Source organism: Rhizobium sp. NLR16a, assembly GCF_017948245.1.
GTDB lineage: Bacteria > Pseudomonadota > Alphaproteobacteria > Rhizobiales > Rhizobiaceae > Rhizobium.
Window position 1 is genome coordinate 327,786 of sequence record NZ_CP072865.1, and the last position, 13,950, is coordinate 341,735.

Annotated in this window: 12 protein-coding genes, 1 tRNA gene and 1 pseudogene; 4 read left to right on the plus strand and 10 right to left on the minus strand. The window is 60.8% G+C overall.

What is annotated here, in order from left to right; all coding sequences use genetic code 11:
* Positions 1–115 precede the first annotated feature (115 nt).
* Positions 116–1,294, plus strand: a complete 1,179-nt coding sequence (locus J7U39_RS01495) for a phosphoserine transaminase (RefSeq protein ID WP_210629947.1) — start codon at positions 116–118, stop codon at positions 1,292–1,294.
* A gap of 85 nt (positions 1,295–1,379) precedes the next feature.
* On the plus strand, positions 1,380–2,975 hold the full coding sequence (gene serA, locus J7U39_RS01500) for a phosphoglycerate dehydrogenase (RefSeq protein WP_210629948.1): 1,596 nt from the start codon (positions 1,380–1,382) through the stop codon (positions 2,973–2,975).
* Positions 2,976–3,049: 74 nt separating this feature from the next.
* On the opposite strand, the gene J7U39_RS01505 is transcribed toward serA, so the two are convergent.
* Complete coding sequence (locus tag J7U39_RS01505) at positions 3,050–3,313, minus strand: hypothetical protein (protein WP_210629949.1); 264 nt, start codon at positions 3,311–3,313, stop codon at positions 3,050–3,052.
* Between the two features lie 490 nt (positions 3,314–3,803).
* Here J7U39_RS01505 and mnmA point away from each other — a divergent pair, with 490 nt between their 5' ends.
* The gene (mnmA, locus tag J7U39_RS01510; RefSeq protein ID WP_210631563.1) at positions 3,804–5,003 is read left to right on the plus strand and encodes a tRNA 2-thiouridine(34) synthase MnmA; all 1,200 of its coding nucleotides are present in this window, start codon (positions 3,804–3,806) and stop codon (positions 5,001–5,003) included.
* A 136-nt stretch (positions 5,004–5,139) separates the two neighbouring features.
* A tRNA-Met gene (locus J7U39_RS01515) sits at positions 5,140–5,216 on the plus strand.
* Positions 5,217–5,328: 112 nt separating this feature from the next.
* Here the strand turns inward: J7U39_RS01515 and J7U39_RS01520 are convergent.
* From J7U39_RS01520 to pobA, 9 genes and pseudogenes are all read right to left on the minus strand, one after another.
* Complete coding sequence (locus J7U39_RS01520; protein ID WP_210629950.1) at positions 5,329–6,168, minus strand: hypothetical protein; 840 nt, start codon at positions 6,166–6,168, stop codon at positions 5,329–5,331.
* Between the two features lie 58 nt (positions 6,169–6,226).
* A pseudogene (locus J7U39_RS31645) lies at positions 6,227–6,443 on the minus strand (CopG family transcriptional regulator).
* 301 nt (positions 6,444–6,744) lie between these two features.
* Entirely contained in the window at positions 6,745–7,572 is an 828-nt protein-coding gene (locus tag J7U39_RS01525; protein WP_210629951.1) for a VCBS domain-containing protein, read from the minus strand.
* 427 nt (positions 7,573–7,999) lie between these two features.
* Positions 8,000–8,716, minus strand: a complete 717-nt coding sequence (locus J7U39_RS01530) for an ABC transporter ATP-binding protein (protein WP_210629952.1) — start codon at positions 8,714–8,716, stop codon at positions 8,000–8,002.
* Positions 8,697–9,461, minus strand: a complete 765-nt coding sequence (locus J7U39_RS01535; protein WP_085779309.1) for an ABC transporter ATP-binding protein — start codon at positions 9,459–9,461, stop codon at positions 8,697–8,699. Before J7U39_RS01535 ends, J7U39_RS01530 begins: the two co-directional genes overlap by 20 nt.
* Entirely contained in the window at positions 9,458–10,459 is a 1,002-nt protein-coding gene (locus J7U39_RS01540) for a branched-chain amino acid ABC transporter permease (RefSeq protein WP_210629953.1), read from the minus strand. The genes J7U39_RS01535 and J7U39_RS01540 overlap by 4 nt, the downstream gene beginning before the upstream one ends.
* Position 10,460: 1 nt before the next feature.
* Entirely contained in the window at positions 10,461–11,324 is an 864-nt protein-coding gene (locus J7U39_RS01545) for a branched-chain amino acid ABC transporter permease (RefSeq protein WP_210629954.1), read from the minus strand.
* Between the two features lie 69 nt (positions 11,325–11,393).
* Positions 11,394–12,566: an ABC transporter substrate-binding protein gene (locus tag J7U39_RS01550; RefSeq protein WP_210629955.1), complete on the minus strand. Its 1,173-nt coding sequence runs from the start codon at positions 12,564–12,566 to the stop codon at positions 11,394–11,396.
* 183 nt (positions 12,567–12,749) lie between these two features.
* The gene (gene pobA / locus J7U39_RS01555; protein ID WP_210629956.1) at positions 12,750–13,922 is read right to left on the minus strand and encodes a 4-hydroxybenzoate 3-monooxygenase; all 1,173 of its coding nucleotides are present in this window, start codon (positions 13,920–13,922) and stop codon (positions 12,750–12,752) included.
* Between the last annotated feature and the right edge of the window lie 28 nt (positions 13,923–13,950).

Consider the following 13,950-nt stretch of genomic DNA (forward strand, 5'->3'; position numbering starts at 1 on the left):
CAAAATATCTACAGCTTGCGACACTTCGATCTTGACTATGAAGCTTCCGATCCATACACACGGCGGCGGGACACCCTTCCCCAACGAAGGGCTTTCTATCTGAGAGGATAGCATCATGGCGAAGACCGCAAAGCCGGACATCCGTCCGCACAATACCCATTTTTCTTCTGGCCCCTGCTCGAAGCGCCCCGGTTGGTCGCTCGAAGCCCTTTCCGACGCGGCCCTCGGCCGTTCGCATCGTGCGAAGGTCGGCAAGGCCAAGCTCAAGCAGGCCATCGACCTTACCCGTGAAATTCTCGAAGTGCCGGCGGATTACCGCATCGGCATCGTTCCGGCCTCCGACACCGGCGCCGTCGAAATGGCGCTCTGGTCGCTGCTCGGCGAACGCGGCGTCGACATGCTCGCCTGGGAAAGCTTCGGCGCCGGCTGGGTAACCGATGTGGTCAAGCAGCTGAAGCTCAAGGATGTGCGCAAGCTCGAAGCGGGTTACGGCGAGCTTCCCGATCTTTCCGCCGTCGATTTCGACCGCGACGTCGTCTTCACCTGGAACGGCACGACCTCGGGCGTGCGCGTCCCGAATGCCGATTTCATTCCTGCCGACCGCAAGGGTCTGACGATCTGCGACGCCACCTCGGCCGCTTTTGCCCAGGAGCTCGATTTCGCCAAGCTCGACGTCGTCACCTTCTCCTGGCAGAAGGTGCTGGGCGGCGAAGGGGCCCACGGTGTCATCATTCTCTCGCCGCGTGCCGTCGAGCGTCTCACCACCTACACGCCGGTCTGGCCGCTGCCGAAGATCTTCCGCATGACCTCGGGCGGCAAGCTGACGGAAGGCATCTTCCAGGGCGAGACGATCAACACGCCGTCGATGCTCTGCGTCGAGGACTATATCGATGCGTTGCTTTGGGCCAAGGAGCTCGGCGGTCTTCAGAGCCTGATCGCTCGTGCCGATGCCAATGCCAAGGTCATCCACGATTTCGTCGCGGCAAACGACTGGATCGCCAATCTCGCCGTCAAGGCGGAAACGGCCTCCAACACCTCCGTCTGCCTGAAGATCGTCGACAAGGACATCACGGCGCTCGATGACGACGGCCAGGCGAATTTCGCCAAAGGCCTCGTCGGCCTCCTGGAAAAGGAAGGTGTCGCCTATGACATCGGTCATTACCGCGACGCGCCGTCGGGCCTGCGCATCTGGGCCGGCGCCACGATCGAGGCGTCCGACATGCAGAAGCTGATGCCCTGGCTTTCCTGGGCCTTCGAAACGCAGAAGGCGCAGCTTGCTCAGGCCGCCGCCTGACGTGATCGCGTCCGGCTTCGCCACGTCCGGCGGAGCCCAGCATTCCATTTTCATTCATCGCTGAACACTTTTGAAGGAGGCCACAATGGCACCTCGCGTTCTCGTATCCGACGAATTGTCGGAAACCGCCGTCCAGATCTTCCGCGACCGCGGCGTCGAAGTCGATTTCGAACCGCAGCTCGGCAAGGACAAGGACCGTTTGCTCGCAGTCATCGGCAAATATGATGGTCTGGCCATCCGCTCAGCCACCAAGGTGACGGAAAAGATCATCGAAGGGGCGAAGAACCTCAAGGTTGTCGGCCGCGCCGGCATCGGCGTCGACAATGTCGATATCCCGGCCGCCTCGCGCCGCGGCATCATCGTCATGAACACGCCTTTCGGCAATTCGATCACGACCGCCGAACACGCCATCGCCCTGATGCTCGCCGTCGCCCGCCAGCTTCCGGCCGCCGATGCCTCGACGCAGGCTGGCAAATGGGAGAAGTCGAAATTCATGGGCGTCGAGATCACCGGCAAGACGCTCGGCGTCATCGGCGCCGGCAATATCGGCTCGATCGTCTGCTCCCGCGCCATCGGTCTGAAGATGCATGTCGTCGCCTATGATCCGTTCCTTTCCAAGGAGCGCGCGGAGGAGATGGGCGTCACCAAAGTCGAGCTCGACGAGCTTTTCGCCCGCGCCGATTTCATCACACTGCACGTGCCGATGACCGACAAGACGCGCGGCATCCTCAACAAGGAAGCGCTGGCAAAGACGAAGCCCGGCGTGCGCATCATCAATTGCGCCCGCGGTGGCCTGGTCGATGAAGCGGCACTTGCCGAAGCCATCAAGTCCGGCCACGTCGCCGGTGCCGCCTTCGACGTCTTCGAAGTCGAGCCCGCCAAGGAAAGCCCGCTCTTCGGTCTGCCGAACGTCGTTTGCACGCCGCATCTCGGCGCTTCGACGACCGAGGCGCAGGAAAATGTCGCGCTGCAGGTTGCCGAACAAATGTCGGACTACCTTGTCAACGGCGCGGTCTCCAACGCCATCAACATGCCGTCGATCACGGCTGAGGAAGCGCCGATCCTGAAGCCCTTCATCCGTCTTGCCGACGTTCTCGGCGCCTTTGTCGGGCAGGTCACCGAGGAGCCGATCAAGGAAATCGAAATCCTCTATGATGGTGTGACCGCCAATATGAACACACGGGCGCTGACGAGCGCGGTTCTTGCGGGCCTGATCCGCTCGCAGGTCGCCGACGTCAACATGGTTTCCGCGCCGATCATGATCAAGGAAAAGGGCATCGTGCTTTCCGAGGTCAAGCGCGACAAGACGGGCGTCTTCGATGGCTATATCAAGCTGACGGTGACGACCGAAAGCATGACGCGCTCCGTCGCCGGCACGGTGTTTTCGGATGGCAAGCCGCGCTTCATTCAGATCAAGGGCATCAACCTTGATGCCGATGTCGGTTCGCACATGATCTACATCACCAATACCGACGTCCCCGGCATGATTGGCTTCATCGGCACGACGCTCGGCACTGCCGGTGTCAATATCGCCAACTTCCAGCTCGGCCGCGACAAGCAGGGTGGCGACGCAATTGCGCTGCTCTATGTCGACGGCGAGGTGGATGATGGCGTGCTCACGCAGTTGACGGCGCACCAGGCGATCCGCCAGGCAAAGCTGCTGACCTTCAATATCGACTGAGTTTCCTTCCTCCAAGGAAAACAAGAGCCCGGCGCAGGAAACGGCACCGGGCTTTGCTGCGTCAGGAACAGGTTTCAACGGTGCCGACGCCGCCGGACGATCCTGCCGAGACGGGCGGCTTCGTCCTGCGCCTTCGTACGGTGGAGGAAGGCGAGCCTGCTGCCGTCGAAACCCTGGAAGAACTCGTCCCAGGAAATCTCTTCCAGTGGCTCGGAGGAGAAATCGACGCGGACGGTTTCGCTGTCACGCGCGTCCTTTATGCGGGCGGGATGGCCGCCGCGCGCTTCGATCCAGTCTCTGATCCTGGTGTAATCCGTCGTCGTGCCGAACCTGGCCATGAAACCCTCCGCAGCATTCGATTGCGACATTGATCTTCGGCAACGCGTATCCGGCAGAATAGTTCCATAGGGCGAAATTATTTTTTTCACTGTTTGCAGTTGTGCCGGTCAGGCATTCGTTATTTTGAGAATGGCGGCCGGGAGCTGCGTAATTCGCATGGGCTGAAGGAGGATGACATGAAACACTATTCATTCTCGATAATCGGACTGGCGCTGGCGGCTGTCGTCATCGCCAATCCAGGCATCGCATTCGCCTGCAACAAGCTGATCGGCGCCTGAGCAGTACCCCCCCGCTTCCAAGGCGTGGCTTCAGCCGCGCTTGCTTTCTCACGCGATTGCGAGCTGTCCGCCGCCGCCCCTTGCGTCGCGATACAATCCTTTCTATATCGGTCACCTACCGAAAAAGGCGGCCGATCCCGCCTGAGATCAGCAATCCGCCGCAATTGCAGCGCAAGGGCGGGTTATGAGCGCGCAGAATTTGGCACCGCCGTTGAACACACTGGATTTTGACAAGAAGCCGGAAGAGACCCGCGTCGTCGTCGCCATGTCGGGCGGCGTCGATTCCTCCGTCGTGGCCGGCCTTCTCAAACAGCAGGGTTACGACGTGCTCGGCATCACCCTGCAGCTTTACGATCATGGCGCCGCTGTTCACCGCGCCGGCTCCTGCTGCGCCGGCCAGGACATCGACGACGCCCGCCGCGTCTGCGAAACGCTGGGCATTCCGCATTACGTACTCGATTATGAAAAGCGTTTTCGCGAGACGGTGATCAATCCTTTCGCCGAAAGCTACGTGGCGGGCGAAACACCGATCCCTTGTGTTTCCTGCAACCAGACCGTCAAGTTTGCCGATCTCTTGGCGACCGCCAAGGAGCTCGGCGCCGATGCGCTGGCGACGGGTCATTATATCCGCTCGCGACCGAACCCTTCGGATGAGAAGCCCGGCCGCCGCGCGCTTTTCCGGCCGGCCGACGCCGACCGTGACCAGAGCTATTTTCTCTTCGCCACCACGCAGGAACAGATCGATTATCTGCGCTTTCCGCTGGGCGGCCTGCCGAAGGCCGAAACACGCAGGCTCGCCGAAGAGATGGGGCTCGTTGTCGCGAAGAAGGCCGACAGCCAGGACATCTGCTTCGTGCCGCAGGGCAAATATTCCGACATCATCACCAAGCTGAAGCCGAATGCGGCGCTCGCCGGCGAGATCGTCCATCTCGACGGCCGCGTATTGGGAAGCCATGAAGGCATCCTGCACTTCACCATCGGCCAGCGCCGCGGCATCGGCATCGCCACGGGCGAACCGCTTTATGTCGTCTATCTCGATGCCCGCTCACGCCGCGTCATCGTCGGGCCGAAGGAAGCGCTGGAAACGCACCGCGTCTATCTGCGCGATGTCAATTGGCTGGGCGACGTTCCGCTCGCGGAGGCCGCTTCCGGCTGCGGTTTTGCCTGCTTCGCCAAGGTCCGTTCGACGCGGGCACCGGCGCCTGCCGTACTGCATGTTGATGCCACCGGCACCTATGTCGATCTGACCGTCGGCGAGGCGGGTATCGCGCCCGGCCAGGCCTGCGCGCTTTATTCGGCGCCCGGCGACGACGCCCGTGTCTTCGGCGGCGGTTTCATCGAACGCTCCGAACGCGAACCTTCGGCCGAAGCTTCGCTCAAGGCCTTGCTGGCCGGCCCCGTCGCTGCCTGAAACCCATCAGAAACGATGGGCGGCAAAGCTCAGCGTTTTTCTCCATCCTGCGCTTGACACAAAGCCGAAGCGCACCTTATAAGCCGCTCATCCCACGAGCCCGCAGCGCTTCGCGAGCAGGTATCGTTTGACCAGTGGCGGAGTAGCTCAGTAGGTCAGAGCAGAGGAATCATAATCCTTGTGTCGGGGGTTCAAATCCCTCCTCCGCTACCACTTCAACAGCCGACAATTCCGGTCCGGTAATTTCCCTCCAGCGGCGGAGGCGATGACCTCAAACGCGGGGTTCGAGCTGTTCCGGGCGTTTGCTACAATTCGATGACAATCCCTAACGATAAAGCGCGTCGAAGAAAGCAACCATTGGCTCGCAATCAGCACGAAGAGTGAGTCCTTTTATCGCACTGTCGGAGACGGGGACGAAGCTTTGGGCGAAGTAGGTCCAGTTGTACAACCGGTCCCCCTCATCATGCCTGACCACGAGCACTGCGTGAAACGCGAACTGGTAGTCAGTGGAACCACCGCCATTTGTAAACGGTGTCCGCATCCTCAACCCCCCCAATTCAGCCCGTCGGGTTACTGCCTTGTACTGCCCGAGATAATCCTTGGGCACCTGCACGCAATAGGGATGTGAACCGGAGACCGCGAGTGCACGCCACTCCACAATCTTGATGTTGAGGGCGGACCAAAGAAAGAGGGCGGCAATAGGTCCTGCAACCGACGACACAACCACCATGTGTAGCAGTTTGACCGCTCTCTGGCTATCGATCCGGCCTGGCGCGAGCGCAAGGATCGGCAGATCGACCAGCGCAGCCAGCAACAACCAGATGGCGGGACCAAACTGATCTGTCAACAATACCACTAGGCCAACAGCCAGACTTACCCCGAAGTGCACAGCGGCGGCTCGCTTCATTAGGCGAGAAGCCGGTTGATCCAGAATAAGTGCACCGGCCGAAATGGCAAAAGCCAAAAGCGGACCCGAAAACCACAACAAACTAATAAGGACAGGGGTGATGTGCCAACTGTCGTAGGCGATCGGATGGAGTGACCATAGTAAAATCCCTGCCATCAAAGAGACCCAGCCGCAGAGCAGGATTAAGCGGAGTACCGGCAATGGGCTTCGCCATGAAGATATCCCGTGCAAGTCCTGACCAATGGTCATTTGGCCCATCAAGCTTCCCCATCCCCTTCGCCATTGCGTCCAGCTCATACATCGGCAGATAGGTGTTCTACTTCATCCACTCCCGTACGACATACCTGATCGCGTCCTAGCGCGTCAGCACCAATTCACTGCATAGATTACGAATCGCCTCAAGTCGTCGTCGAGGGCGATTGATCCGGCGTTGCGCAGCCGCAAAGCTGCCCGCCGAAGCATGATCTGCAGGTCAGCACGGAAATATCCGCGATCGGATCGGCGGCGTACTCGAGGAGAGTGGGGGGTGTCAGGTGCGCCGAGGACAGCTCTATCTGTAGAGCGCCAAATGCAATATCGGCATCTTCATCGCCCAAAGATGGGATGCGGCAGCGATGATAACGGCCCATGCGGCCAGCGAAAACATGACCGCCGCTAACTTGATCCCGACTGGCTGCATCATTTCCTCCATCCCAGCATGATCGTGCTCCTCCGCACGATCGAAAGCTAGCAGGGTGCAGGTCGATCAGCTATCGCAAGAAATTGCTACCGGATGCCGCTGCGGTGCGCCGGAAAGATGCAAAGTTTTCGTGATGCGACGCTTCTCTCTATCCCTCAAACGACAAAGTAGAAACTGTCGTATTGCGCGCCGAAATAATCGGGACCGCTGTTTTCCGTGACGATCGGTTCGCTGTCGAGCAGGAGGTAATCGATATCGCCGTAGGCGCTGAGGTCGATCAGCTGGGGATTATCGATGCTGTCGGCGGTTATGGTCACGGTTGTGGAGAAGACGATGTTGCCGTTCAGCTGCCCTTCGATCGTCAGGACGTTGTCATAGTTCGATGTTCCGTTGGCAACTTCGAACTGCTTGATCTGGAAGGGGCCGCCATCCGCTGAATAGATGGGGGTCCAGAAGACGCCCCCACCCAGGTAGTGGTTGCCGTCGGCGTCCTCGCGCACTGTCGCGTCGTCGCCGTCTCGCCAGGCGCCCCAATCGAAGCCTTTGTAGCCGGTGGGAAAGTCGCTTTGGCCGACATCCTCGAAATTGACGAAGACGTCGCCGCGTTCCGGCAGATCGATTGCGATACTGAACGCACCGACATCGGTGGCGCCTTTGCCGTCGGATATCTTGAAAGTGAACTTCTCGACGAGCTGATCTCCCGGCCCGAGGGCGGCGACCTCCGGCTTGGAGTGATCGAGGGCGTAGGTGTACGTCCCGTCGGAAAAAATGGTGAGTGTGCCGTATTTTCCTTCGATGATGGTCTTTGTCGGCTGGCCTTCAGGATCGGCCGGCTGCTTGATGCGCTGCCCGTTGACGAAATTCAGGCGCACCGAATCTCCGTCGGTATCGTAGGAGTTTTCGAGAACATCGCCGCTGATCGGATCGTCGAGATTGAAAACAGGCAGGTATACATTGCCCGCGAATGGTTTGTGGTTTGCCATTTCTACCTCCCGGCTAATGTGCTATGTGACTATGCAACCCTATCTGGTGTCTGGCAACGAAAATTGAAGGAGCGTCAGATCAACTCTACCTGTTTAATTCCAGCAGATCTAAATCGCCTGCTGAACAAATATCCAGATAAAGAGATCCAACCGGCACCGACCCTGTCTATCGCCAAGATTTTTTGGCATGCCTTGCGATCACGGCGCTTCGTTCGCTCATGATGTTCATCGCCTCTTGAGGCGATCTCTTGGTTTCTCGCGGACAACCCGTCTTTTCCGGAGAATAATGGTGGGTCAATGATGACATGGTCATGACGATATACTGATTCGCTGCTGGGGGACCTCAAACCAATCCTGGGGGGCGCTTTGGATCCACCGGCAATGCCGCTGGCTCTGCCTCCAACGGGCTCAGTACTAGCTCCAGGCGTCAGTGCAAGCCGCCGACCCCGAGCAGGCTTTCGACCGTTTGATGATCTCTCGACAGGCGTTCCGGCGTGCCTGTCCAGGCCAGTCGGCCGCGTTCGAGGATGATGACGTGATCGGCGAAATCGAGCGCGCTCTGGATGCGCTGTTCGACAAGAAGGATGGTCATATCGCCCTTCTTGGCGAGATCGGCGAAGGCAGCCATCAGTTCCTCGCAAATGACAGGCGCTAGGCCCTCGAGCGGTTCGTCGAGCAGCAGAACGGACGGGCGGCCGAGAATGGTGCGGGCTGTTGAAAGCATCTGCTGCTCGCCGCCGGAGAGCTGGTTGCCGAGGTTTCGGCGGCGCTCCTTCAGGCGCGGGAACATGGCATAGGCTTCCTCCAGCGCCGTCTTCGGCCGCGCCTTCAGACCGACGAAAAGGTTCTCTTCGACCGTCAGCGTGGGAAAGACGCAGCGCGTCTGAGGCACATAGCCGAGGCCCCTATGGGCGCGCATTGCGCTCGGTGCTGCGGTGACATCCGAACCACCGAGGTGGATCTGGCCTTGATACCGCCTGGTCTGGCCGGCAAGCGTTGCCAGGAGCGTGGTCTTGCCCATGCCGTTACGGCCGAGCACGGCTAGACGGGCGCCTGCCGGCACGGTGAAGGAGATGCCTTCGAGCACCCGCGTCGGCCCGTATCCGGCCGACAGGTTTTCAACCTCAAGCGACAGGGCTGGCATTGGCATAGCTCCCGAGATAGGCCTCGCGCACGCGGGCATCCTTGGTGACATCGGCCGGCAGGCCGTCGAAGATGATCGCGCCGGCCGCCAGCACGATGACGCGCTTGGCAAAACGGAAGACGAGGTCCATGTCGTGTTCGATCATCAGGACGGCGAGATCGGCGGGAAGGTCGGCCAGCGCCTGTTCGATTCGGCCGGTATCGCTTTGCGGCACGCCGGCCGCAGGCTCGTCGAGCAGCAGCACCTTCGGCCTCAGCGCCAGCGCCACGGCGATTTCGAGGAGCCGCTGCTGGCCATAGGCGATCTCGCTGACTCTGCGATGCATCAGCGAGGCCAGCCCGAGTTTACCCAGGAGATCGTCGACCTCCGCCATGACGTCGGGCATGGCGAGGAAATTCCCGAACATCTTGCGGGTCTTTCCGTCACGCTGAAGGACGGCGAGCCCCACATGTTCGGCGGGCGTCATATCCTGAAAAAGCCGCGTCACCTGAAAGGATCGGACGAGGCCGCGTTTGACCCTGCCGATCGCATCCACCTTCGTCACCGCCTCGCCGCCGAGGCGAACCTCGCCGGAATCGGGGGAGAGATTGCCGGTGACGAGGTTGACGAAGGTGGTCTTGCCGGCGCCGTTCGGGCCGATCAGCGCGATGCGGTCGCCGGGCGCCATTGCCAGCGAGACATCATTGGTGACGGCAAGGCCGCCGAAGGCTTTCCTGAGATTGGTTACTTCGAAGACCGGGCTCATGCGCGCGTCTCCTTCCGGCGGCAGATCAAGGCGGCGGCCGTTCCGTAGAGGCCTTTCGGCGCAAACAGCACGACGGCGATCAGCAGGGCGCCGACCATGGTCAGCCAGTGAAAGGGGTTGGCGGCCGAGACATAATCCTCGAAGAACATGAAGATGACGGTGCCGGAGAGCGCGCCGAACAGGGAACCGGTGCCGCCGAGCACGAGCATGACAAGCGCTTCGGCCGATTGCGTGAAGGACAGGCTGTCGAGCCCGACGACCTGGGTCGAGATCGCATTCAGCGCGCCGCCGACGCCGGCAACGGCGCCTGAGATCACGTACATCTTGATGAGAGCGGCCTTCGGCGAGCCGCCCATGGCGCGGATGCGCAGCGGGTCTTGCCGGATGCCGCGGCAGAGCATGCCGAAGGGTGAGCGAACCAGCAATCGCAGCAGCATGAAGACGATGACGAGCAGTGTCGTTCCGAAGAAGAAGGCGGTATGGCCGTAGAGATCGAATTCGAAAATGCCGAATATCGGGTCCGGCGCAATGCCGGAAAGCCCGTCGCTGCCTCCCGTCCAGGAGGAGGCCTTGTTGGCAAATTCATGGAAGAGGTGGATGAGCGCAATCGACAGCACGAGTTGCGGCAGCCCATGCGCGCGCAGGATGATCGCGCCGCAGAGCAGCCCGGCAACCGCGCCCCCTGTTATGCCGGCAAGCATCATCAGCAGCGGGTCGTTGATGCCGTAATGCGCCGACAGGATCCCGGCGGCATAGGCGCCGGAGCCGAAGAGCGCGGCATGGCCGAGCGTTGCGACGCCGCAATAACCGGTCACGAGATCGAGCGACAGGACGAGCAGGGCGATCGTGATCATCCGCGTCAGAAGCGCCAGATTGTCGGGTAAGGCGAAATAGCCGATCGCGGCGATGGCCGTGATGGCCGCTACTCCGAGAAGATCGGCATTCACTGCGCGCCGATGCCGGAGGCGTTCGGTTTCGTTGTTCATGACGAGCGTCATCCTATTTCATCCTTCCGGCAAGGCCGCGCGGGAAGATGCAGATGATGGCGATCACGGCGAGATAGAAGAAGAATTCCCCGAATTCCGGCATCAGATAGCGTCCCGTCGTATCGATGGCGCCAAGCAGCAGGCAGGCAATCAGCGCGCCCGGAATGGAGCCGGCGCCGCCGACGGAGACGACGACGAGGAAGGTCACCATGTAACGCAGCGCATAATAGGGCTCGACCGGCAGGAGTTCGGCGCCGACCACGCCGCCGAAGGCGGCAAGCCCGACGGCAACGGCAAAGCTCACCGCATAGATGATCTCTGTGCGCACGCCGAGTGCGGCAGCCATCGCCGCATCGTCGACGGAGGCGCGCAGCTTGACCCCGAAGCTCGTTCGCTCGATCGCGAACCACAGGGCGAGCGCAACGGCGAGGCCGCAGAAGATGACGAAAAGCCGGTGCACGGGAATGGTGCGGAATCCGAGATCGGCCGATCCCTGCAAGGTGCCGGCAAGCGGTATCGTCTTCAGCGTCGGTCCCATCACGTAGTTCGCGATGCCGATGACGCAGAAAGTGATGCCGATTGTCATCAGCACCTGGGTCAGTTCAGGGGCGCCATAGATCCGGCGGTAGAGAAAACGCTCGAGCGGAATTGCGATGATGATCGTGACGACGACGGCCGCGACGACTGCGACAGCATAACTAAGACCGAGGTCACGGGCGGCATAGGAGGCGATGTAGCCTCCGATCATGGCGAAGGCGCCATGAGCCAGGTTGACGACACGCATCAGCCCCATGGTCACGGAAAGGCCGATCGAGATCACGAAGAGCGCCATGCCATAGGCAAAGGCGTCGACGGCGATGCTGAAGACTGTCTGCATGAAGTTACCTTACTTCGATGCGGCGGCCGCGATGCGCGAGACCCCGCCGCCGGTCCGGATGCCGCAATCTTACTTGGCCGCCGCAAGGCCCGGGTCGCTCTGTTTCTCGAACGTCTGGATCTCCTTGTTGAAGTACGTCCCGTCATCGGCCTTGGCGACTTCGCGCAGATAGATGTTCTGAGTAATATGCCGGCTTTCCGGATCGATCGAGACCGGGCCGCGCGGGCTCACCCACGCAAGGCCCTTGACCGCGTCGACCGCTTTCTCGGCGTCCTGCTTGCCGCCCGTCGCCTCGATCATCTTGTAGATGACATACATGCCGTCATAGGCGCTGACCGCAGGGAAGGAGATTTCGGCCTTGTTGCCGATCGCCTTGGCGGCAGCCTCGACAAAAGCCTTGTTCTCGGGCGAGTCGTGCGACACGGCATAGTGGAAGGTCGTCTTGATGCCGAGTGCGGCGTCGCCGAGCGCCGGCAGATCGGATTCCTGCGTCAGATCGCCAGGCGCGAAGAACTTGATGCCGGCGGCCTTCAAGCCGTTCTCGTTATAAGCCTTGACGAAGCCAAGCGTCGTCGGGCCCGATGGCAGGAAGGCGAAGACGCCCTCGGCGCCGGAATCCTTGATGCGCTGCATAATCGGGCTGAAGTCGTTGGTCGCGAGCGGCATGCGGATCGCCTCGACCACCTGACCGCCGGCCTTCTCGAAACCGGCCTTAAACGCATTCTCGGCGTCGATACCCGGGCCGTAATCGCTGACGACCGAAATCACCTTCTTGACGCCGGTGTCGAAGGCAACCTTGGCGATCGGCGTCGAGGTCTGCCATGTTGTAAACGAGGTGCGTACGACAAGCGGGCTCTTGGTGACGATCGCCGAGGTGGCGGCGTTCATGATGACCATCGGCACGTTGCCCTGCTTCAGGATCGGCGTCACCGCCATGGCGTCGGGGGTGAAATAGAAGCCGGCGAGATACTGGACCTTTTCCTTGACGATCAGTTCCTGCGCCAGCGCCTTGGATTGAGCCGGATCGGCCTGCGGCACGTCGCGGTAGACGATCTCGACCGTGTCGCTGCCGACCTTGTTGCCGTTGACAGCCATATAGGCGTCGATGCCGGCCTTGAAGTTCTTGCCCTGGAGCGCGAAGGGGCCGGAGAACGGCCCGATGACGCCGACCTTGATGGTGTCGGCACAGGCGCTGGTGCCCATAAGGATTGCCGCAGCGGCGGCCAGAAACAGCTTCCTCATTCTTCTCTCTCCCTTTTCGGCGTACTCCAGCGCCGTATTGAATTTCAGGTTAGCTTGTCATGCGAAATGGTGATGTAAAATGAAATAAATCCCCAAACACATGATTTGCCGGTTATGGTTCTGTATCGTCCCGACTCTCGCTGTTCACCGGCGTATCGCAGCTTTCATCCCGCAATCTTCGTGTCAGAACGGCAATCCCACGTAGTTTTCCGCGAGCACCGTGGAGGCTGCACGAGAATGCGTGAGATAGTCGAGTTCGGCTTCCTGGATCTTCTGATCGAAATCGCCTGTATCGGGGAACCGGTGCATCATCGTCGTCATCCACCAGGAAAACCGCACGGCTTTCCACACGCGGGCGAGCGCCGTCTGCGAATAAGCGTCGATGCCGCTGTCGGAACCTTCGCGGTAATGTTCGAGGAGCCCGCGGAAGAGGTAATGGACATCGCTTGCTGCAAGGTTCAGCCCCTTGGCGCCGGTCGGCGGCACGATATGGGCGGCGTCGCCGACGAGGAAGAGCCGGCCGAAACGCATGGGCTCGGTGACGAAGGAGCGCAACGGCGCGATCGATTTTTCGAAGGATGGGGCGGTCCTCAATGCCTCGGCGTGATGAGCCGGTAGGCGCCGTCTCAACTCGTCCCAGAAGCGCTCGTCGCTCCAGTCTTCGATCTTCGCGTCGAGCGGGCACTGGATATAGTAACGGCTGCGCCTGGCCGAGCGCATCGAACAGAGCGCGAAGCCCCTCGGGTGGTTGGCGTAGATCAGTTCATGGCTGACGGGCGCCACGTCGGCAAGCAGGCCCAGCCAGCCGAAGGGATAGACCTTCTCGAAACTTCGGATCGCCCGTTCGGGAACGGCTCTGCGGCTTATTCCATGAAAGCCGTCGCAGCCGGCGATGAAATCGCAATCGATGCGGTGGCTGATGCCATCCTTCCGGTAGGTGACGAAGGGCGAGCCAGCGTCGATAGCATGCGGAGCCACATCGGCGGCGTCATAGATCGAAAGGGCGCCACAAGCTTCCCGCCGCTCCATGAGATCGCGCGTCACCTCGGTCTGTCCATAGACGGTCACACGCCTGCCGCCGGTCAATTCGTGAAGGTCGATGCGATGATCGCGTCCGTCGAAGGCGAGCGAGAAGCCGTCATGCGGCAGGCCTTCGGCATGCAGCCTCGCTCCAGCCTTGGCTTCATCCAGCAGCCCGACAGTGCCTTCCTCGAGAACGCCGGCGCGGACGCGGCCGAGGATATAGTCCTTGCTCACGCGGTCGAGGATGACGTTGTCGATTCCAGCTTCGGTCAGAAGTTGGCCGAGCAGCAGGCCGGATGGTCCCGAACCGATGATGGCGACCTGGGTTCGCAAATGCTTCCTCCCTTGCATTTTTGCGTTT